Source organism: Amorphus orientalis (assembly GCF_030814015.1).
Lineage (GTDB): Bacteria > Pseudomonadota > Alphaproteobacteria > Rhizobiales > Amorphaceae > Amorphus > Amorphus orientalis.
This window is the reverse complement of sequence record NZ_JAUSUL010000004.1, coordinates 157,470-175,054: the sequence shown is the minus strand read 5'-3', so window position 1 is coordinate 175,054 and position 17,585 is coordinate 157,470. Positions and strand designations below refer to the sequence as shown.

Sequence of the window (17,585 nt, the reverse complement as noted above, 5' to 3'; positions counted from 1 at the left end):
GGAAGGCTCGAATCACATTATCCGGCTGATCTCGAAACGACGACCGCAACGCGGGCGGCGGTGCTTCCGCGCGCGTGCCTGTTCACCCTTGGCGTCTTGAGCGCTTTCGTCGTCGCAGGGTTTTTGTGGTTCGCCGACCAGGTCGCCTCGGCCCAGACCCCGGCCGATCCCCACGGCGACGCGATCGTGGTGCTCACCGGCGGCGCCCAGCGCATCAACGGGGCCATTGCGCTTCTGGAAGAAGGCCGCGCCGAGCGGCTTCTGATCACCGGTGTGAATCCGGCGACCACGGAAGGCCAGATCGCCACGGCCGTCTCCGCCCAGAAGACCATCTTCGACTGCTGCGTCGATATCGACCGCGAGGCGCTCGACACGATCGAGAACGCCCGCCAGACCCGCTACTGGGCTTCAGATCGCGGCTTCCATAGGCTGATCATCGTCACCAGCGCCTATCACATGCCCCGGACGCTGGCGGAGCTGAAGCGGGAACTGCCGGATCAGGAACTGATCCCGTTCCCGGTGATGCACGAGAACCTCAAGCTTGCGAACTGGTACAGCGACGGGGCGGCCATGAAGGTCATGGTGCGCGAATACGTCAAATACGCGCTCGCCCGGCTCCGCCTCAGCCTCGAGGAAAGCGCGCCGACGCGCGAGCTGATCCGCCTGGCCCAGGTGCACCGGCACGATTGAGCCGGCCGCGCTGCGCCGACGTTCCTCGTTTCCGGCTGACGGGATGGGGATTGCAGTCTTCTCTTTCCCCTTCAAATTCGGCATGTGTGGGCAGCCCGCGCCGGACGGCGCGTCGTTTCAGACCGATCCACCCGACTGGTTCCCGCATGCTCCGCATCCGCTCGATCGTCTTCCTTGTCGCCTTCTTCCTGAATGTCGCGATCGTCTGCATCGTGTCGCTGCCGCTGTTCGTGCTGCCGCGAAAGGCGGGCATCCGCCCGATGCAGATCTGGGCGCGGATCAATCTCTTCCTGCTGCGGGTGATCTGCGGGGTGAAGATGGAGATCCGCGGGCGGGAGAACATTCCGACCGACGGAGCGCTGATCGCGTCCAAGCACCAGGCTGCCTGGGAGACGTTCGCGCTGATGCCGATCCTGCCCGATCCGGCCTTCATCCTGAAAAAGGAGCTGTTCCTGCTGCCGCTGTTCGGCTGGTACGCCCGGAAGTTCGACATGATCGGGGTCGATCGCAGCGCCGGCTCCAAGGCGCTGAGCGAGATTTCCGAGAAGGGACAGGCGGCGATCGATCAGGGGCGGCAGGTGATCATCTTCCCGGAAGGCACCCGGACCCGGCCCGGCGCGGAGCCGGCCTACAAGAACGGCATCGCCCATCTCTATCACCGGCTGGAGCGGCCCGTGGTTCCCGTGGCGCTGAATTCCGGGCTGTTCTGGGTGCGCGGCTCGATCCTGCGGCGTCCGGGCACCATCGTCGTGGAGTTCAAGCCGGCGATCCCGCCGGGGCTTCCGCTCAAGACGTTCCGCAACCGGCTCGTCGACGAGATCGAGACGTCCTCCGACCGGCTCTACCGGGAAGGGCTTGCCGAACTCGGCATGACGCCGCCGGGCGGGGCGGACCGGGAGGCCGCCTCCGCGTGACGCAGCCCGAAATGCGGCTCAGGCGCTGCGGGCAGCGCGCTCCCGGTTCCGACGCAGGCGTTCGCTGATCCAGTGCAGGCCGTCGTCGCGAAAGCCGATCTCTTCCAGATGATCGGTGGTCGCCAGCACATAGTCCGGATTGGGACCCGACTGGCCGGTGGCCCGGCTCACCAGATCGAGCTGGGTCTCAAGCGGAAGGAGCCCGGCATATTGCGGGTGCTTGCGGTCGACCACGTAGGTCAGTGCCCCCACGACCCGCCCCGTGTCATCCTGAAGTGCGGCCTGCACGGTGCGCTCCAGATAGACCATGGTCACCTGCTCGCGGGCCCGGAGATAGTCGATCGTCGCCTCCCGGTCGGACGCCGCCACGCGGAAGGCGCGGCCGAGACACGAACCGCCGCGGTCGAGCCCGAGGACCAGCCCGGGATGGTCCTGGGTCCCGCGGTGGACCCAGGAGTAGACGCACAATCGCCGGTGCCGGCCCTTGATCCGGGCGGGTGCGGCCTCGAGATAGGGAAAGCCCGGCCTCCACATCAGAGAGCCGTAGCCGAATACCCAGAGATCCTCCGGTGCGGTCAATCCGTCATACCCCGCGCTTCGTTCACGTCGCCCGTTTGGCCGGCTTCGGTCCGTGAGTGCCGATGGTCGTCGTCCGGCCCGGTCAGGCCCTGGAGCCTTTTCCGCCCAGACGGAACCATCCGAGCGATAACAAACAGATCCAGATTCAATGACTTGGGCAGATTTTTATCGTTCAGACCGATTCAATTCGAACACGACATGCTCTAGCACGGATTGGCGCGCCGGGAACCGCCAGGCCGGTGGACGGCTTTTCGTCGCGGATCGGGCGATGGGATGCGGCGCGGATTCAGGCTATCCAGAGACCGGGTTCGGGGATCTTCGGGCCGCAACTCTGCGGGAACAGGGAAGGATGTCTGCGTGGCGCACTATGAAACCGGCTCCCAAACCAGACGACCCCGGTTTGGACGGCGGATCGCCATTCTTGCGGCGGTGGTGGTCGTCGTGGCCGTCGCATGGTCCGTGTTCTGGTTCGTCGCCGCCGCCTACGCCGAACGCATGTTCCTGACGGTTCTGGACGACGCGTCGCAGCAGGGTGTCGTTCTCGACTGCACGGACCGGACGATCAGCGGCTACCCGTTCCGCATCGAGCTGCGCTGCGGCGAAGCCACCAGCCTCACGCTCCCCGACGCGACCATCACGCTCGATGGGCTCAGCGCCGTCGGCCTGATCTACAATCCCCGCCATGTGATCGTCGGCTTCGCCGGCCCGGCTGTCATCAGCGACGGTGACTTTCCCGAGACGACAGCCGACTGGAGCCTCGCCCGCGCCAGCATCTCGGTGCGAGGCGATCAGCTCGGGCGGTTTTCCCTGTCGGTCGAGGACCCGCGCATCGCCACGCTCGGCAGCGAGGTCTTCGCGGCAAGGCTGGCGGAACTGCATGTCCGCATGGACCCGGACGTGAGCGACACGGTCGACGTCGCCGTGCGCCTCGGCGGCGTGGAGCCCGCAGTAGACGGCCCGCCCATCGACGCGACGCTGGTCACCGCGATCGAGGGTCTCGCCGGTCTGTCCGGCGCAGGGAACGCGACCGCGCAGCAGGTTCTTGCCGAACTCGGCGGCGTGCCGATCGAACTGTCCCTGTTCTCGCTGCAGGCGGGCGAGGCCCGGCTGTCGGCCGCCGGCGACCTCACGGTGCGTCCGGACGGCTATCTGGACGGTTCCGTCGACGTGGCTGTCGCCGCCGACGGACAGAGCCTGCCCTATCTCGATACGCTGGCCGCCGGCCGCGCGGACAATCTTCGCAGCCTGATCGACACCATCCTCAAGCTGGGCCGGCCGACGGAAATCGAGGGCGTTCAGGCGCGGAGCTTCCCGCTGGCGATCTCAGCGGGACGGGTGAGCGCCGGCCTGTTTCCGCTCGGGCGCATCCCCCCGGTCCCCGTCGACGCCATCCGCGTCCGCTGATTTCGACGTCGCCGCGCGCCGTCCGAAATCGGGCTCGGCGATTTCCTGGCCGGCATCGATGATGCCGCGGCGGATCGCACGGGTGCGGGTAAAGGTGTCGAACAGGGTGGTGCCGTCGCTCCACCGGATCGCCCGCTGCAGGGCGGCCAGATCCTCGGAGAAGCGGCCGAGCGCCTCCAGCACTGCCTCGCGGTTGTGCAGGAAGACGTCGCGCCACATGGTCGGATCCGAGGCGGCCAGGCGCGTGAAGTCGCGAAAGCCGCCCGCGGAGAACTTGATGACCTCGGACTGGGTCACCTCTTCGAGGTCGTCCGCGGTGCCGACGATGTTGTAGGCGATCAGATGCGGCAGATGGCTGGTGATGGCCAGCACCAGATCGTGGTGCTCCGGTGTCATCGTCTCGACGTCCGCGCCCAGCCGCCGCCAGAACTCCGACACCCGGTCGAGCGCCCGCAGATCGGTCTCGCGGGTGGGCGTCAGGATGCACCAGCGGTTCTCGAACAGGTCGGCAAACCCGGCGGAGGGGCCGGAATTCTCCGTTCCCGCAACCGGATGAGCCGGCACGAAGCGCGAGGCATCGGGCAGGTGAGGCAGCATCTGCCGCACCACGCTTGCCTTGACCGATCCGGTGTCGGTGACCAGCGCGTCCGGCTCCAGCCAGGGCGCGATCGACACGGCCACGTCGCCGGCGGCCCCGACCGGAACGCAGGAGACGACCAGGCCGGCGCCCTTGACGGCGTCGCCCGGATTCTCCTCGTAGACGTGCCCGAGGCCGAGCTCGCGGGCTTCCGCAAGCGCGGCGGCGCCCCGGTCGCAGATCGCGATTTCCTCGGCCAGACCTTCCTTCATCACCTTGCGGGCGATGGAGGAACCGATCAGGCCGATGCCGATGATGGCGACACGGCGAAACAGGGGATCAGCCATGGGCGGCCTGTTCCCCGCCGCCCTTCATGAAGCGGGCGAGCGCATCCACGGTGGCGCGGTTGGCTTCTTCGCTCCCGATCGACATGCGCAGCGCGTTCGGCAGGTTGTAGGGCTCCAGCCGGCGCAGCACGATCCCTTCCTCGAGCAGGAACAGGTCGGCGGCTTCCGCCGTGAGGCCGGAACCTTCCGGGAAATTGAGAAGCAGGAAGTTTCCGACGCTCGGCGTCACCTCGATGCCCAGCTCCGTGAACGCCTCGGTGAGCCACGGCAGCCATTTGGCATTGTGGTCCACCGCAGCCTCCAGGAAGGCGCGGTCCTTGATCGCGGCGGTCGCGGCGGCAAGCCCCGGCGCGTTGATGTTGAACGGGCCGCGGATCCGGTTCAGCGCGTCGATCATGTGCTCCGGACCGTAGGCCCAGCCGACGCGCAGCGCCGCCAGTCCGTGCACCTTGGAGAAGGTGCGGGTCATGATCACGTTCTCGCTCTGGCCGACGAGCTCGATGCCCGCCTCGTAGTCGTTGCGCCGGACATATTCCGCATAGGCCGCGTCGAGCACGAGCACCACGTTCTTCGGCAGGCCCGCGTGCAGGCGGCGCACCTCCGACTGGGGCAGGTAGGTGCCCGTCGGATTGTTGGGATTGGCGAGGAACACGATCTTGGTGCGCGGCGTCACCGCGGCGAGGATCGCGTCGACATCGGCCTTCTTGTCGGTTTCCGGGATCACGACAGGGGTGCCGCCCGCCGCCAGGGTGACGATGCGGTACATCAGGAACCCGTGCTCGGTGAAGATCGTCTCGTCGCCCTCGCCGATATAGGCGTGCGTGATCATGCCGAGCAGGTCGTCGGAGCCGTTGCCGCAGATGATCTGGGCCGGATTGATGCCCATCGCGCCGGCGATGGCTTCGCGCAGCTCCGCCGTCGAGCCGTCCGGATAAAGCTCGAGGTGGGATGCCGCCGTCTTGTAGGCCTCGACCGCCTTCGGGCTCGGCCCGAGCGGCGTCTCGTTGGAGGAGAGCTTGTGATAGGTGCGGACACGGCTGCCCTTGGACTTGCCCGGGACATAGGGCGCGATCGCCATGACGCCGGGGCGGGCGACGGGACGATTCACCGTGTTGCCATCAGTCATCTCATTCACTCCTACTGGATTGCGCGGCGACACCGGCAACCGAAATCAGATCCGGATCGAAGCCGCCGATGGCCAGCGGCCGGCTGTCGATCCCCGTGGCCTCTCGCCACGCCTTGTCCACCGTCTCTTCCGGGAGCCTCGAGGCGATCAGCGCATGCGCTCCGCCAGGGCCCGATACGGTGTCGATGATGTCCACGCCGTCGATGTCCGGGACGTCGCCGGTTGACCCGAGCGCGGCCCGGTAAAGGGTCGCCCCTTCCGTCGACCGTCCGATCAGCGCGCCGCCGATCAGGAAGCAGTGATCGGATTCGCGTCCGGGGGCATGCAGCCGGGCGACCACATGGGCGGTCTCGCCGAGCCCGGTCCACCAGCCGTCGCCCCCGGCAAGCGGCACCACCGCCAGGTCCCCGGGGTTGGAGGCCAGTGAGGCGAGCGCCGATGCCGCCGTGTCGGCCGGAACGAGCCCGGCCTGGAAGCCGAACCAGAAGCGCGCGACGTCGCGTGCCACGCCGTCGCCTGAATCGGAGAGGTGAATCTGGAACGGCCTTTGCAGACCCGACACGCCCGAGATGACGGTGCGCCAGATATGCGCGATGATTGGGAGAGGCAGGACGCCGTCATGATCGTCGAAGCGCCGCTTGAGGACACGCGCCTCGCGATCCGGCTGGATGATTGTCGCCGACCGCAGGTCGCCCTTGGTGGCGGCGATGTCAGCCGCCATGCGGGCACGCTCCATCAACAGGGCGTGAACCTCGGCGTCGATCGTATCGATCCGGTTCCGGAGAGCATCGAGCGTCACCGGGGCCGAATCCGATGACCCCCGTGAGGTCGTAAGAGACATGAGGGGTACCATAAGTCGTCGGCGAACCAAGCCTGACGCGAGCCGACACCCTTAGAAGAGTGGAGCCGCAAAATCAAAGAAAACATTGACACCCGGCGACCCCGTTTCCTAGCTACATGACCCAGCGAGCAGCTGACCTTCCCTTGTCCGGACCCCGTATGACCCACCACCCCGACCATGAGGACGCCGTGTCACAGGCACGGCTCAGGGAGGTCGATTCCCCGTCGAGCCCGGTCGAGCGCTTCGGTGTCGATGAGCCGCTGGTCCTCGACGCGGGCCGGACGCTGGCGCCCTGGCAGATCGCCTACGAAACCTACGGCGAGCTGAACGCCGACCGCTCCAACGCCATTCTTGTCTGCCATGCGCTGACCGGCGACCAGTACGCTGCGTCGACGCACCCGATCACCGGCAAGCCGGGCTGGTGGAGCCTGATGGTCGGGCCGGGCCGTCCGGTCGATACCGACCGTTTCTTCGTCATCTGCGCCAACGTGCTCGGCGGCTGCGCCGGCACGACCGGCCCGGCCTCGCGCGACCCGGAAGGCGGGCGCTACGGACTGAAGCTGCCGGTTGTCACCATCGCCGACATGGTCCGGGCCCAGGCGATGCTGATCGACCGTCTCGGGATCGACACGCTGTTCGCCGTGGTCGGCGGATCGATGGGCGGCATGCAGGTCCTGGAATGGGCGGCGAGCTATCCGGAGCGGGTGTTCGCTGCGGTGCCGATCGCCGCCGGCGCGCGTCATTCCTCCCAGAACATCGCGTTTCACGAAGTCGGCCGGCAGGCGATCATGGCCGATCCGAACTGGCGCGGCGGCCGTTATCTGGAAGAGGGCCTGATCCCGAAGAAGGGACTGTCGGTGGCGCGCATGGCCGCGCACATCACCTATGTCTCGGAGGAGGCCTTGCACAGCAAGTTCGGCCGTGCGCTGCAGGACCGGGATCAGATCACGTTCGGGTTCGACGCCGATTTCCAGATCGAGAGCTATCTGCGCCACCAGGGCTCGACCTTCGTCGACCGGTTCGACGCGAACTCCTATCTCTACGTCACCCGGGCGATGGACTATTTCGACCTCGCCATCGACCATCGCGGCGTGCTGGCCAACGCCTTCCGCCGGTCGCCGACACGCTTCTGCGTGATCTCGTTCACGTCGGACTGGCTGTTCCCGACCAAGGAAAGCCGCAACGTGGTGCACGCGCTGAACGCTGCCGGCGCCAACGTCTCCTTCGTCGAGATCGAGACCGACCGCGGCCACGATTCCTTTCTGCTCAACGAGCCGGAACTTTTCCGTGTGACGCGCGGCTTCCTGACCGGCGCCGCCCATGTGCGGGGGATCGAGCCGCCTGCAGCGGATCCGGACGCCGAATGACCATCATCACCCACAACGGTTCCCGTTTCGACCTGGAAGTCGTGGCGAGCCTGGTCGCGCCCGGCTCGCGCGTGCTCGACGTCGGATGCGGCGACGGCGAACTGATGGAGCGGCTCGCCCTCGACAAGGGCGTGGACGCGCGCGGCATCGAACTCTCCCAGACCGGTGTGAACGAGTGCGTGGCCCGCGGTCTGTCGGTGATCCAGGGGGACGCCGACGCCGATCTGGACGCCTATCTGGACGAATCCTTCGACTATGTGATCCTGAGCCAGACGCTGCAGGCGACCCGCGATCCCAAGACCGTGCTTCAGAATCTTCTGCGCATCGGCAGCTACGCGATCGTGTCGTTTCCGAATTTCGGGCACTGGCGCATGCGGATGCAGCTCCTTTTCCAGGGCCGGATGCCGATCACGCCGCATCTGCCGGAGCCATGGTACGCCACGCCCAACATCCATTTCTGTACGATCCGGGATTTCGTGAGCCTCTGCGAGGAGCTCGACGCCACCGTGCAGGAGGCGATCGCCCTCAACGCCACCGGCGGGCGGATGCCGATCAGAGCACCGTGGTGGTTCTGGAACATGTTCGGCCAACAGGCTGTGTTCCTTCTTCACCGCTGAAACGGGTCTGAGACCGCGGAGCCGGCGCCGGGTTCGGCCGCAGCGCGGGAACCAGCGCCGGCACCCGCAGCTTCTTGCCCGGATTGATCGGCTGCACGAGCCGCTTCTCCGCTTCCACGACGACGACGCCGGCTAGACCGGGCCACACCCGGCTGCCCATCCGGTCCCAGCCGCGCGCCGATCCCAGCACGAAGCGGGTGGTGGAGGGCGGTACGTGGAGCGCGGTCTCGATGCGTCCCGGCGTGAAGGAGAGGTCCTCCAGAGCCCGGGCGATCTGGCTGCGGCTGAAGGGCCGCCCCACCCCGAACGGGGTCGATTCGACGCGGGACCAGAGCCCGGCCCGGTTGGCCACCACCACCAGCACGCGGCCGCCGGGCGCGAGAATCCGCCACACATCCCGCAACATGGCCTGGGGCGCGTGGGCACCCTCCAAGGCATGAATCAGCAGGACCCGCTCCACGGAAGCGTCGGGAAGCGGCAGACAGGCATCGTGGACGAGCGAGGTGACCAGCGGACCTTCCGCCGGCCAGGCGATCACGCCCTGCTGGGCCGGCATGAAGCCGAGAACGCGCTCGGCTTCGTCCTTGAACGGACGCAGGAAGGGCGTCGCATGCCCGAGCCCGACCAGACGCTGGCCGCGGACATCGGGCCAGATCTCCCGGATACGGAGTGACAGCAGCTGCCGGACGATCCGGCCGCGCGGGGAAAGATAGAAATTGCGGATCTCGATGGCGTCGAGATGCATTTCCGAAGTCGCTCCATCCTCTCGCGTGCCCGCCGGGTTCCGTTCCGGCCCGGCATGATCGGCGATCTCCGACTGCGCTGATACTGTGGCGCTGCGCAGGTCGGAATGATAGGACAATTCCGCAACAGGACAGTGGGGAGACCATGATGGCCGACGCCGATATCCGACTGATTCCCTGCCGCTCGGACAACTATGCCGTTCTGATCCACGATCCCGACAGCAAGACGACAATTCTGGTCGATGCGCCGGAAGCCGGGCCCATCGCGGCAGTGCTCGACGAGACGGGCTGGTCGCTCGACCACATCCTGATCACGCACCACCACGCCGATCATGTGGCGGGCGTTCCGGACCTGAAGGCCCGGAACGGCGCACTGGTTACCGGCCCGAAGGAGGAGGCGAGCCGGATCGAGGTGCTGGACGAGTTCCTCGAAGACGGCGCGTCCACGACGCTCGGGCCGTGGGCGGTACGGGCGATCGCAACGCCGGGCCACACGGCCGGGCCGCTCTCCTACTGGTTTCCCGACCTCGGGGTCGCCTTCACCGGGGACACCCTGTTCGCCATGGGCTGTGGGCGGCTGTTCGAGGGAGACGCGGCAACCATGTGGGCGTCCCTGAAGACGCTGCGCGACGTCCTGCCCGACGAGACGCGGATCTACTGCGGTCACGAGTACACCCAGAAGAACGCCGAGTTCGCCTCCGGAGTGGATCCGGACAACGCCACGCTTCGTGAGCGGGTCGCTGCGGTGAACGCGGCCCGGGCGAGGGGCGAGCCAACGATCCCGACGACCATGGCGGACGAGAAGGCGACCAACCCGTTCCTGCGGGCGGACGACCCGGCCCTGGCGGAAGCGGTCGGACTGGCGGGCGAAAGCCCGGAAGCCGTGTTTGCCGAGCTCCGCGGGCGCCGGGACGTTGCCTGATCAATCAGAAAAAGGACCACCTGAATGAATGACACATCGGCCGAGGCGCTCGTCCGCGAGCTGCAGCTGGCGCCGCATCCGGAGGGCGGGTTCTTCCGCGAAACCCATCGCGAGCCCAATCCGGCGGGCGGCCGGGATCATTCCACAACCATCTACTATCTTCTCGCCGCCGGCGACGTGTCCGCCTGGCACCGTGTCGACGCCACCGAGGTCTGGCACTGGTACGCGGGCGGCCCGCTCGCGCTGACCCTCTCCCCCGACGGCCACGACGCCGCGGCCCACCGGCTCGGCCCCAATATCCTCGCCGGCGAACGCCCTCAGGTGATCATTCAGCCCCACGTCTGGCAGACAGCCGAAAGCCTCGGCCAGTGGACGCTGGTCGGGTGCACCGTCTCGCCCGGGTTCTCCTTCGACGGGTTCGAGCTTGCCCCGCCCGACTGGCGGCCCGTGCCCCGCGATCCGCGCGGATAAGGGACGAAGATCGTCGGCTGCGTCGGTTTTCCAACGGTTCGCACTGGCGAATCGGGTCCGCCGCCCCAATCTAAGTCAACGGACCTGACCGATCCCCTCGGGGCTGTCGGTCGCTCGCATGCATGTCCCGATGCTCTGGCCCGTTTCGCCCTTTCCCGGACGATTGAATGATCCTTTTCCAGATCTTGGCCGGTGTGGCCGGTCTCCTGATCGGCGGTGAGTTTCTTGTGCGCGGTGCTTCGCGCCTCGCCGTCCGCCTCGGCATGTCACCCCTCGTGGTGGGCGTGACGATCGTCGGTTTCGGAACCTCCGTCCCCGAACTCGTCACCTGCCTGGAAGCCGCATGGCGCGGTGCGCCGGGCATCGCCGTCGGCAACATCGTCGGGTCCAACATCGCCAACATCCTTCTGATTCTCGGCGTGGCCGCCGCCCTCAGGCCGTTCGCCTGCTCGCGGAAGGCGGCGACGCGCGACGGATTGCTGGTCATCGTGACGGCGATCGCGTTCGGGCTTGCCGCGATGACCGGCGAGCTGGGGCGCTGGATCGGCGGTCTCTTCGTGGCCGGGCTCGTCCTCTATCTGGGCTGGCTCTATTTCAGCGAGCGCAAGTCCGGCGATCTCGTGGACACCGAGGCCGCGGAGGTTCCCGATCCCGGCGAGGTGACGGCCAAGCCCTGGTACCTCGATGCGATCCTGGTGGTCGTCGGCTGCGCCGTCGTCGTGATCGGTGCCAACCAGCTGGTGGACGGGTCGGTGACGATCGCGCGGCTGTTCAACATCTCCGAGGACGTGATCGGACTGTCGCTGGTCGCGCTTGGCACCTCGCTTCCGGAACTGGCGACCTCGATCGTGGCGGCCGTGCGCAAGCACTCCGAGATCGCGCTCGGCAACGTGCTCGGCTCGAACGTCTACAACGTGCTTGGGATCGGCGGCATCACCGCGCTGGTCCACCCGGTCCCGGTGTCCCTGGACATGCTGACCTTCGACATTCCCATCATGGTGGGGGTGTCGGTGGTCATGGTGGCAATGGTGGCCACAGGCGCCCGGGTGACCCGGATCGAAGGCGGCGTTCTTCTGGGCGCCTACGCGGCCTATATCGGCGTGCTCTATCTCGGGATTTCCTGAGCCCGGTATCGGGCGAGAGAAAACGGGTCCCACTTTTCCTGGGATCTGCTCCTAGAGCGGCCAGAACGTCAGGATCGCCGGGACGCCGACCGCGACGATCAGGATTTCCAGCGGCAGTCCCATCCGCCAGTAGTCGCCGAACTGATATCCGCCGGGACCAAGGACCAGCGTGTTGTTCTTGTGCCCGATCGGGGTCAGGAAGGCGCACGAGGCGGCGACCGCCACGGCCATCAGGAACGGATCGGGGGAGACGTCGAGCCGGGTGGCGATCTCGTAGCCGGTGGGCGCCGCCACCACCGCCGTTGCCGTGTTGTTGAGGACGTCCGACAGGGTCATGGTGACGATCATGACGACGGCCAGGATGGCCGCGGCCGGCAGGCCCTGTGTTCCCGCCACGATCCATTCGGCGATCAGCGCGGTTCCTCCCGCCTCCTCCAGGGCGGCCCCCAGCGGGATCATCGAACCGAGCAGGACGATCACGGGCCACTCGATGTGGTCGTAGACCTCTCGGATCGGGACGATGTCGAGAACCACATACAGGACGGCGACGGCCGCCAGCGCGATCGCCAGATCGATGATGCCGAAGCTGGCGCAGCCCACCGCGATGCCGAAAAGACCGGCCGCCAGCCACGCGCGGTGACCCTGGGTGACGTTCAGCCCGCGCTCGGCGAGGGGAAGGGTCCCGAGCCAGGCGACCACGTCGTCCATCCGTTCGGCCGGTCCGTAGAGCAGCAGGATGTCGCCGGCCCTGAGCCGCAGCCCCGGCACCCGGCCGTAGATGCGCTTGCCCTGGCGCGAGACGCCGAGCAGGCTGACGCCGTGATTGTGGAGCAGGCCGATCTGGGCCACGGAGCGGCCCTCGGCGCGTCCTTCGCGCGTAACCACGGCCTCCACGAGGGTCATGTCGCCGCCGCCGATATCCTCGATGACGTTGCTGCCGACGATGGAGAGTTCCTCTTCGCTGCGCAGCCGGTCGAGCGCCTCCGGAGAGCCTTCGACCAGGAGCAGGTCGCCTTCTTCGATCTCGGCGGCCAGAGCGCGGCCGGGCAGGTTCTTGCCGTTCCGGACCAGGCCGAGGATCCGGGCCTCGTTCTCCTGGGCCTTTGCGTCCAGCTCGCTCACCTGCCGGCCGATGGACTTGGAGCCTTCCTGAACCTCGAGCTCGCCGAAATAGTCGTTGATCGCGGACAGCGGGTCGGGCGAGAGCCCCTCGCGGTGCGGCACGAGCCGGCGGCCGATCAGCGCGATGAAGGCGAGGCCGACGCCGGCGCAGACGAGGCCGACCGGCGTGAAGTCGAACATGGAGAAGGGGGCGCCTTCGACGGTGGCGCGATACTGGGCGACGATGATGTTGGGCGGCGTGCCGATCATGGTGACCAGGCCGCCGAGGATGGTGGCGAACGACAGGGCCATCAGGGTGTCGCTGGCCGGCCGTGAAGCGCGCTTGGCGGCTTCCAGGTCCACTGGCATCAGCAGGGCGAGGGCGGCCACGTTGTTGATGAAGGCGGACAGGAGTGCGCCGATCCCGCCGATCGTGGCCACGTGCCGCGGAATGCTGTCGCCGCTGCGCCGGACCAGGCGCGCCAGGTAGGCGATGGCGCCGGCGTTCACCAGACCGCGCGAGACCACCAGGACCAGGGCGACGATCAGCGTGGCCGGATGGCCGAACCCGGTGAAGGCGACGTCGGTTGGAACGGCGCCGATGATGACGCCGATCACGAGTGCGGCGAACGCAACCAGATCGTAACGGAACCGGCCCCAGATGAGGAATGCGAAGACCGCGACGAAAAGCGCGAAAAGCGCCGTGAGCTGGTAGCTCATGCCGGAATCCGAGCCCCGCACGTCGTGCCAGAGCCACGCCCGGCGCGCACCTGCGCCGGGTCAGGTGCGGCCGGGATGAGGGGGATTGGGAACCCGAGTCCCGCCGTCATCCCGGTCGATCTCAACCGAACTTGCCGTGGCAGTGCTTGAATTTCTTGCCCGATCCGCACGGGCAGGGCTCGTTTCGGCCCACCTTGCCCCAGGTCCGGGGATCGTTCGGATCGCGGGCCGGCGCTTCGGCGGCTGCCGGACGGGGCCGCGTCGCCGTGGCCTGACCGCTGCCGTTCGCAGCGGAATGGGCGACCTCCGCGTCGGCCATCGCCATTTCGTCCTGCCCGGTGAAGGGATCCTCGTGATGGGCTTCCATCTCCGGCAGGTCGGCGTTGGTCGGCTGCGGGGGCGCCTGCTGAAGCTCGATGCGCGCAAGCTGCGCGGTCGTCATTTCGCGCAGGCTGGCCAGCATCTGCTCGAACAGTGCGAACGCCTCGGTCTTGTACTCGTTGAGCGGATCGCGCTGGGCATAGCCGCGGAAGCCGATGACCGAGCGGAGCTGGTCGAGGGTAGCCAGATGCTCGCGCCAGAGATGGTCGAGGATCTGCAGGATCACCGACTTCTCGACCTGCCGCCAGACATCTGGGCCGTACTTGGCGACCTTGCGGGCGGCGGCCTCGTCGGCGGCCGTCAGCAGGCGCTCGCGCACCTCCTGATCGGCGATGCCTTCCTCGTTGGCCCATTCGTCGACCGGCACATCGAGATTGAGAATGTTGCGGACGGCCTCCTTGAGGCCCGCCGCATCCCACTGTTCCGGATAGGCCTTTTCGGGAATGTGCTTGGCGACGAGCCCGACGACCACGTCGTAGCGCATGTCGGCCACGGTTTCCTGAACCGTTTCGCCGGACATCAGCTCGAGCCGCTGCTCGAACACGACCTTGCGCTGGTCGTTCATGACGTCGTCGTATTTCAGCACGTTCTTGCGCTGGTCGAAGTTGCGCGCCTCGACCTTCGACTGGGCCTTCTCCAGGGCCCGGTTGATCCAGGGATGGACGATGGCCTCGCCCTCCTGCAGCCCGAGGCGCTGCAGCATCCCGTCCATCCGGTCGGACCCGAAGATCCGCATCAGATCGTCCTGGAGCGACAGGAAGAACTTGGAGCGGCCGGGATCGCCCTGGCGGCCCGAGCGGCCGCGAAGCTGGTTGTCGATGCGCCGGCTCTCATGGCGTTCGGTGCCGACCACGTAGAGGCCGCCAGCGGCCAGGGCGCGCTCCTTGAGGGTCGCCACGTCGGAGCGGATCTGCGCCTCGCGCTGCTCGCGCTCGGGGCCCTCCGGCATCTCCGACAGCTCTTCGGCGACCCGCATGTCTGCGTTGCCGCCGAGCTGGATGTCGGTGCCGCGGCCGGCCATGTTGGTGGCGATGGTCACAGCGCCGGGAATGCCGGCCTGGGCGATGATGTGGGCTTCCTGCTCGTGATAGCGGGCGTTCAGGACCTGGAAGACCTTGGCGGTCTTGTTGGCCTCCGGATCGTAGAGCGCGGAGAAGTCGCGCTGCTTGAATCCGGCCTTCTTCAGCTTGTCCGCGAGCAGCTCGGATTTCTCGATCGAGGTGGTGCCGACAAGGAGCGGCTGGCCCCGGGCGTGGCAGTCGTCCACCAGGGCGATGATCGCCTGGTACTTCTCGTCGGTCGAGCGGTAGACCTCGTCGTCCTCGTCGACACGCGAGACGGGCAGATTGGTCGGAACCTCGACCACTTCGAGCCCGTAGATGTCCATGAACTCTTCCGCTTCCGTCGAGGCCGTACCGGTCATGCCGGCCAGCTTGTCGTACATGCGGAAATAGTTCTGGAACGTGATCGAGGCGATCGTCTGGTTTTCCGGCTGGATCGGAACCTGCTCCTTGGCCTCCAGGGCCTGGTGCAGCCCGTCACCGTAGCGACGCCCCGGCATCATGCGGCCGGTGAACTCGTCGATGATGATGACTTCGCCGTTCTTGACGATGTAGTCGCGGTCGCGCTGGAACAGCTTGTGCGCGCGAAGCGCCTGCTGCAGGTGATGGACGATCGAGACGTTCTCGACGTCGTAGAGCGACTCGCCCTTCAGCATGCCGGCTTCGCCGAGAAGCTGCTCGAGCCGCTCGTTGCCGTCTTCGGTGAAGCTCGCCGAGCGCAGCTTCTCATCGAGCTCGTAGTCGCCTTCGGAGAGCTTGGGAATGAACCCGTCCACCGAAGTGTAGAATTCCGAGCGGTCCTCGAGCGGACCGGAGATGATCAGCGGCGTGCGCGCCTCGTCGATCAGGATGGAGTCCACCTCGTCGACGATCGCGAAGGCATGGCCACGCTGGGTCATCGTCGCGGTGTCGTATTTCAGGTTGTCGCGCAGATAGTCGAAGCCGAACTCGTTGTTGGTTCCGTAGGTGATGTCGGCGGCATAGGCGGCGCGGCGATCCTCGTCGGACATGCCGTGCACGATCTTGCCGACGCTGAGCCCCAGGAACCGGTACACTTGCCCCATCCAGTCGGCGTCGCGGCTGGCCAGGTAGTCGTTGACGGTGACCACGTGGGCGCCGTTACCGGCGAGCGCGTTCAGATAGACCGGAAGGGTGGCAACGAGCGTCTTGCCTTCACCGGTCTTCATCTCGGCGATGCCGCCTTCGTGAAGGACCATGCCGCCGATCAGCTGCACGTCGAAATGACGCTGGCCGAGGACGCGCCTGGCCGCTTCGCGGACCGTCGCAAAGGCGGGAACGAGAAGGTCGTCGACGGAGGTGCCGGCGGCGATCTTTTCCTGGAATTCGCGCGACCGTGCCCGCAAAGCCTCGTCGTCGAGGCCCTGAACTTCAGCCTCCGCTGCGTTGATCTGCTCAACGCGGCTGGTGAAGCTCTTGAGTTTGCGGTCGTTCGCAGTACCGAAAATCTTTCGGGTCAGTCCGGCGAGCCCGATCATGGCCGCTCTAACCTCCGATGGAGACGCTGTCTGACTTTGCCGGTCGGGGTGCCTCGCCGGGGTCCGGGGGCCGACCTGCACGACCGATCGAGGGAAAGGCTCCCACCGGACGGAGCGGACCGGGCGCGGCTTGCGCGGCGCTCCGAGGCGGCATGCGAGACATAAGAGGGGGCCTGGTGGTTGTCAACGTAACTGCTTTCCGACAGTGTGCCCGCGCTTCGGGTGACCGACGTCCAATCTGAAAGGCAATCTTGATGCTGCAACGCTCTTTCGTCCGTGCTCTGGCCCTTGCGGCAGCGGTCGCGCTTCCCGCTTCCGCAACTTTGGCCCAGGACGGCGTGGTCGCCCGGGTCGGCGATACCGAGATCACCGAGACCGATGTCGAGCGCGCTGGCGAGATGCTCGGCGAGCGTCTGTCTCAGGTGCCTCAGAACCAGCGTCGCGACGTTTTGATCCAGGCGCTCATCGATCTTCAGGTCGTTGCCGACGCCGCGCGCGAAGCCGGCCTCGAAGACAGCGCCGCCTTCCAGGCCGAGCGGGACTTCCTGGTCGCCCAGGCGCTGCGCGACATCTATTTCCAGGAGAACATCGCCGGCGCGGTGAGCGACGACGACGTGCGCGCCCGCTACGACGAGGAAGTGGCCAAGCTCGATCCCCAGGAGGAGATTCACGCGCGCCACATTCTCGTGGAGACTGAGGACGAGGCGAAGGCGCTCATCGAGCAGCTCGACGAGGGCGCGGATTTCGCCGAACTCGCGAGCGAGCATTCGACCGGACCGTCGGCCAGCCAGGGCGGCGACCTCGGCTACTTCACCCAGGGGCAGATGGTGCCGCCGTTCGAGGAGGCCGCATTCGCCCTCGATGCCGGCAGCTACACCGAAGAGCCGGTGCAGACCGAGTTCGGCTACCATGTCATCAAAGTCGAGGATCGCCGCGAGCAGGCGCCGCCGGCCTTCGAGGAGGTCGCGGACCAGCTCCGCCAGGCGATGGTGCGCGAGCGCTTCACCGAGACGCTGGAAAGCCTGAAGGCCGACGCCGACATCGAGATCGTGGGCGAGGCTGCGACCGACACGCCGGATGCGTCCGGCGAGAGCCAGCAGTAAC

Annotated in this window: 16 protein-coding genes; 9 read left to right on the top strand and 7 right to left on the bottom strand. The window is 67.1% G+C overall.

Annotated elements, in window-relative coordinates; genetic code table 11:
- Nucleotides 1–60: 60 nt before the first annotated feature.
- On the top strand, nucleotides 61–690 hold the full coding sequence (locus tag J2S73_RS17770) for a YdcF family protein (protein WP_306886992.1): 630 nt from the start codon (nucleotides 61–63) through the stop codon (nucleotides 688–690).
- 146 nt (nucleotides 691–836) lie between these two features.
- Nucleotides 837–1,604 carry a lysophospholipid acyltransferase family protein gene (locus J2S73_RS17765; protein WP_306886991.1) on the top strand — a complete coding sequence of 256 codons (768 nt, stop codon included), beginning with the start codon at nucleotides 837–839 and terminating at the stop codon, nucleotides 1,602–1,604.
- Nucleotides 1,605–1,622: 18 nt separating this feature from the next.
- Here J2S73_RS17765 and J2S73_RS17760 read toward each other — a convergent pair whose 3' ends face one another.
- Entirely contained in the window at nucleotides 1,623–2,183 is a 561-nt protein-coding gene (locus tag J2S73_RS17760; RefSeq protein ID WP_306886990.1) for a gamma-glutamylcyclotransferase, read from the bottom strand.
- Between the two features lie 357 nt (nucleotides 2,184–2,540).
- Here J2S73_RS17760 and J2S73_RS17755 point away from each other — a divergent pair, with 357 nt between their 5' ends.
- Nucleotides 2,541–3,587, top strand: a complete 1,047-nt coding sequence (locus J2S73_RS17755; RefSeq protein WP_306886989.1) for a DUF2125 domain-containing protein — start codon at nucleotides 2,541–2,543, stop codon at nucleotides 3,585–3,587.
- Here the strand turns inward: J2S73_RS17755 and J2S73_RS17750 are convergent.
- Genes J2S73_RS17750 through J2S73_RS17740 form a run of 3 tightly spaced genes read right to left on the bottom strand, consistent with a single transcriptional unit; the run spans nucleotide 3,507 to nucleotide 6,436 of the window.
- A complete protein-coding gene (locus J2S73_RS17750) occupies nucleotides 3,507–4,511 on the bottom strand; it encodes a prephenate/arogenate dehydrogenase family protein (protein WP_306886988.1) in 1,005 nt (334 codons plus the stop codon). The two genes, J2S73_RS17755 and J2S73_RS17750, sit on opposite strands and share 81 nt — an antisense overlap.
- The gene (gene hisC / locus J2S73_RS17745; protein WP_306886987.1) at nucleotides 4,504–5,637 is read right to left on the bottom strand and encodes a histidinol-phosphate transaminase; all 1,134 of its coding nucleotides are present in this window, start codon (nucleotides 5,635–5,637) and stop codon (nucleotides 4,504–4,506) included. The genes J2S73_RS17750 and hisC overlap by 8 nt, the downstream gene beginning before the upstream one ends.
- Before the next feature lies 1 nt (nucleotide 5,638).
- The gene (locus tag J2S73_RS17740) at nucleotides 5,639–6,436 is read right to left on the bottom strand and encodes a chorismate mutase (protein ID WP_306886986.1); all 798 of its coding nucleotides are present in this window, start codon (nucleotides 6,434–6,436) and stop codon (nucleotides 5,639–5,641) included.
- A 200-nt stretch (nucleotides 6,437–6,636) separates the two neighbouring features.
- Here J2S73_RS17740 and metX point away from each other — a divergent pair, with 200 nt between their 5' ends.
- Complete coding sequence (gene metX, locus J2S73_RS17735; protein ID WP_306886985.1) at nucleotides 6,637–7,845, top strand: homoserine O-acetyltransferase MetX; 1,209 nt, start codon at nucleotides 6,637–6,639, stop codon at nucleotides 7,843–7,845.
- A gap of 5 nt (nucleotides 7,846–7,850) precedes the next feature.
- Nucleotides 7,851–8,462, top strand: coding sequence for a methionine biosynthesis protein MetW (metW, locus tag J2S73_RS17730; protein ID WP_306887198.1), 612 nt, complete (start codon nucleotides 7,851–7,853; stop codon nucleotides 8,460–8,462).
- Here metW and J2S73_RS17725 read toward each other — a convergent pair.
- A complete protein-coding gene (locus J2S73_RS17725; protein ID WP_306886984.1) occupies nucleotides 8,398–9,207 on the bottom strand; it encodes a class I SAM-dependent methyltransferase in 810 nt (269 codons plus the stop codon). The two genes, metW and J2S73_RS17725, sit on opposite strands and share 65 nt — an antisense overlap.
- 146 nt (nucleotides 9,208–9,353) lie before the next feature.
- Between J2S73_RS17725 and gloB the strand changes: the two genes are divergently transcribed.
- From gloB to J2S73_RS17710, 3 genes are all read left to right on the top strand, one after another.
- Nucleotides 9,354–10,127, top strand: coding sequence for a hydroxyacylglutathione hydrolase (gene gloB / locus J2S73_RS17720; protein WP_306886983.1), 774 nt, complete (start codon nucleotides 9,354–9,356; stop codon nucleotides 10,125–10,127).
- Nucleotides 10,128–10,151: 24 nt separating this feature from the next.
- Complete coding sequence (locus J2S73_RS17715; RefSeq protein ID WP_306886982.1) at nucleotides 10,152–10,598, top strand: cupin domain-containing protein; 447 nt, start codon at nucleotides 10,152–10,154, stop codon at nucleotides 10,596–10,598.
- Between the two features lie 167 nt (nucleotides 10,599–10,765).
- Complete coding sequence (locus tag J2S73_RS17710) at nucleotides 10,766–11,722, top strand: calcium/sodium antiporter (protein ID WP_306886981.1); 957 nt, start codon at nucleotides 10,766–10,768, stop codon at nucleotides 11,720–11,722.
- Between the two features lie 51 nt (nucleotides 11,723–11,773).
- Here the strand turns inward: J2S73_RS17710 and J2S73_RS17705 are convergent, their stop codons facing one another.
- Together J2S73_RS17705 and secA are read right to left on the bottom strand one after the other, a co-directional pair.
- Nucleotides 11,774–13,543 carry an SLC13 family permease gene (locus tag J2S73_RS17705; RefSeq protein ID WP_306886980.1) on the bottom strand — a complete coding sequence of 590 codons (1,770 nt, stop codon included), beginning with the start codon at nucleotides 13,541–13,543 and terminating at the stop codon, nucleotides 11,774–11,776.
- Nucleotides 13,544–13,664: 121 nt separating this feature from the next.
- Nucleotides 13,665–16,481 carry a preprotein translocase subunit SecA gene (gene secA / locus J2S73_RS17700; RefSeq protein WP_306886979.1) on the bottom strand — a complete coding sequence of 939 codons (2,817 nt, stop codon included), beginning with the start codon at nucleotides 16,479–16,481 and terminating at the stop codon, nucleotides 13,665–13,667.
- Nucleotides 16,482–16,735: 254 nt separating this feature from the next.
- On the opposite strand from secA, the gene J2S73_RS17695 reads away from it, so the two are divergent.
- The gene (locus J2S73_RS17695) at nucleotides 16,736–17,584 is read left to right on the top strand and encodes a peptidylprolyl isomerase (RefSeq protein WP_306886978.1); all 849 of its coding nucleotides are present in this window, start codon (nucleotides 16,736–16,738) and stop codon (nucleotides 17,582–17,584) included.
- Nucleotide 17,585: the final 1 nt, after the last annotated feature.

What these genes read in the sequence shown, in the direction of transcription:
- J2S73_RS17705 (WP_306886980.1), bottom strand. Translation starts at nt 13,543, where the DNA reads ATGAGCTACCAGCTCACGGCGCTTTTCGCGCTTTTCGTCGCGGTCTTC.
- hisC (WP_306886987.1), bottom strand. Translation starts at nt 5,637, where the DNA reads ATGACTGATGGCAACACGGTGAATCGTCCCGTCGCCCGCCCCGGCGTC.
- J2S73_RS17750 (WP_306886988.1), bottom strand. Translation starts at nt 4,511, where the DNA reads ATGGCTGATCCCCTGTTTCGCCGTGTCGCCATCATCGGCATCGGCCTG.
- metX (WP_306886985.1), top strand. Translation starts at nt 6,637, where the DNA reads ATGACCCACCACCCCGACCATGAGGACGCCGTGTCACAGGCACGGCTC.
- J2S73_RS17695 (WP_306886978.1), top strand. Translation starts at nt 16,736, where the DNA reads ATGCTGCAACGCTCTTTCGTCCGTGCTCTGGCCCTTGCGGCAGCGGTC.
- J2S73_RS17710 (WP_306886981.1), top strand. Translation starts at nt 10,766, where the DNA reads ATGATCCTTTTCCAGATCTTGGCCGGTGTGGCCGGTCTCCTGATCGGC.
- J2S73_RS17715 (WP_306886982.1), top strand. Translation starts at nt 10,152, where the DNA reads ATGAATGACACATCGGCCGAGGCGCTCGTCCGCGAGCTGCAGCTGGCG.
- secA (WP_306886979.1), bottom strand. Translation starts at nt 16,481, where the DNA reads ATGATCGGGCTCGCCGGACTGACCCGAAAGATTTTCGGTACTGCGAAC.
- J2S73_RS17765 (WP_306886991.1), top strand. Translation starts at nt 837, where the DNA reads ATGCTCCGCATCCGCTCGATCGTCTTCCTTGTCGCCTTCTTCCTGAAT.
- J2S73_RS17725 (WP_306886984.1), bottom strand. Translation starts at nt 9,207, where the DNA reads ATGCATCTCGACGCCATCGAGATCCGCAATTTCTATCTTTCCCCGCGC.
- gloB (WP_306886983.1), top strand. Translation starts at nt 9,354, where the DNA reads ATGGCCGACGCCGATATCCGACTGATTCCCTGCCGCTCGGACAACTAT.